Here is a 1819-nt window from a genome sequence, read left to right as displayed (position 1 = left end):
AAAAAATTGCATTCGACACTAAATTCACATCAGTCCAATGAAGTTTGAGCAAAACTGGCTTGTGGCACAGTTGAAAAAGACCGCATAATAAGTACGTTAAGATGTACGAATATCGGGGCAAGGTCAACTTCAACTAATTTGTAGTAGTTCAGACTCGATCTGACAGTCCCCCGATTTGACGATGTGCCTGTTAGATCAAATTCAGTTATTTAATGTGGTAATTTTATCGTCCCATACCTCCTTTGCGTCAATTAGAGTTTGCATTGGGGTTCGCCCACAGCACATCTTTCCTTGGTGAGTACGTGCCCCATTGTAGTACGCCATCCAGTCATCCAAATCGTGCTGTAACTCTTCGATGGAATGGTAAATCTTGCGCCGGAATGCCACCTGGTAGAACTCTTGCAAGATTGTTTTGTGGAAACGCTCGCAAATACCGTTGGTTTGTGGATGATTGGCTTTCGTTTTGGAATGTTCAATCTCGTTCAGCGCCAGATAGAGCTGGTAATCGTGATGTTCCGGCTTGCCGCAATATTCGGTACCACGGTCGGTCAGAATACGGATGACGTCCATACCTTGTTCAGTGAAGAACGGCAATACCCGATCATTAAGCAAATCAGCTGAGGTGATCGTGTTTTGGTGGTATACAACTTGGCTGCCGCCCATTTGGAATAAGTGTCGACGAAGGTTTGCTGATAAATTCGCCCCACGCCCTTGAGGGTGCCGACGTAAAAGGTATCCTGGCTACCAAGATAGCCGGGGTGAGCCGTCTCGATCTCGCCGTGGGCAACATCATCGTCCTGTTTCTTCTCCAGCGCCTGCACCTGTGCCTCGGTCAACACCACTCCAGTCTCAGCGACATGCTTCTCCAAAGCTGACAGACGCTTCTTGAACGACTCCAGATTCTGGCGCAACCACACTGAACGGACACCTGATGGAGAAACAAAGATCCCGCGTTTGCGCAGTTCATTGGAAACACGAACTTGGCCAAAAGCCGGTTGCTCCAGAGCAAAAGCGGTGACCGCCGCCTCCGTCTCTTCTTCTACACGGTTCTTGATGTTGGGCTTAGCCGGTTTGCATCAATCAGGGCCTCAACACCGCCGGTTTCCACTGCTGCCTGGTAGCGATAGAAAGTATTGCGAGAAAAACCCATCACCTTACAGCTAGAGTAATCAACTTTTCATCAATGAGGTTCCGTAGCTGATTTGTTTCCTGCTTTGAAACAAACCAGAACGTAATTGCAACTAGAATAAAAACGACAACTGCTCCATAAGGCAGCAATCGAAGCTTCTTGAAGTTATAGTTCATTTTTTCTCCTTTTTTTGTACTCAAGTCCATTGAAGCAAATTGGAATTTATTTGTTCGCCGTCATCCTAATCTAAACACTTTATCCAAGTTGGTAGAATGTTTCTCATAGGCGTATTGCAGTTCAGTCTGGATAATCGTAGGCGCAAGATTTTGGAGTGGGTCTATGAAAACGGCAAATTATGCTTTAATGGTGCTTGTGCCACTCTTATCTGCTTGTGTTACAAATGGTTACATTTCCCTACAAGATGCATCGAAGGATTTAGTTACTAAACACATTGCGCAAAGGACAACAACCAAAGCTAGAGTAACCAAATGTTTTGGAAAAGCTAATATGTAAGAAACCTCAGGGTTGTTTACAGAGAGGTTGATTGAAATAAGCGTTGAGTATTTCATAAGGGGTGGCATTATTCAAACTCTTGTGAGGCTTAACGGTATTGTAGAAATTAATGAAACGGAGAAGCTGAATGTGCCGATCGGCGCAGTCTTTGAAGTGAATCTTGCTGTGCCACATGTC

At 45.1% G+C, this 1819-nt stretch carries 2 protein-coding genes and 1 pseudogene; 1 reads left to right on the top strand and 2 read right to left on the bottom strand.

The window, feature by feature from the left end; genetic code table 11:
- Positions 1–201: 201 nt before the first annotated feature.
- A pseudogene (locus BLU57_RS15670) lies at positions 202–1162 on the bottom strand (IS481 family transposase); the annotation flags it as partial.
- 306 nt (positions 1163–1468) lie between these two features.
- Here BLU57_RS15670 and BLU57_RS16155 point away from each other — a divergent pair.
- Complete coding sequence (locus BLU57_RS16155; RefSeq protein ID WP_176776478.1) at positions 1469–1642, top strand: hypothetical protein; 174 nt, start codon at positions 1469–1471, stop codon at positions 1640–1642.
- A gap of 6 nt (positions 1643–1648) precedes the next feature.
- Here BLU57_RS16155 and BLU57_RS16980 read toward each other — a convergent pair whose 3' ends face one another.
- A complete protein-coding gene (locus tag BLU57_RS16980) occupies positions 1649–1816 on the bottom strand; it encodes an integrase core domain-containing protein (RefSeq protein WP_090321722.1) in 168 nt (55 codons plus the stop codon).
- Between the last annotated feature and the right edge of the window lie 3 nt (positions 1817–1819).

Origin of the sequence: Nitrosomonas oligotropha, assembly GCF_900106555.1 — a bacterium.
Lineage (GTDB): Bacteria > Pseudomonadota > Gammaproteobacteria > Burkholderiales > Nitrosomonadaceae > Nitrosomonas > Nitrosomonas oligotropha_A.
This window is presented reverse-complemented; position numbering and strand designations above follow the sequence as displayed.

Coding starts and splice junctions, on each gene's coding strand:
- BLU57_RS16155 (WP_176776478.1), top strand. CDS start 1,469: ATGAAAACGGCAAATTATGCTTTAATGGTGCTTGTGCCACTCTTATCT.
- BLU57_RS16980 (WP_090321722.1), bottom strand. CDS start 1,816: ATGTGGCACAGCAAGATTCACTTCAAAGACTGCGCCGATCGGCACATT.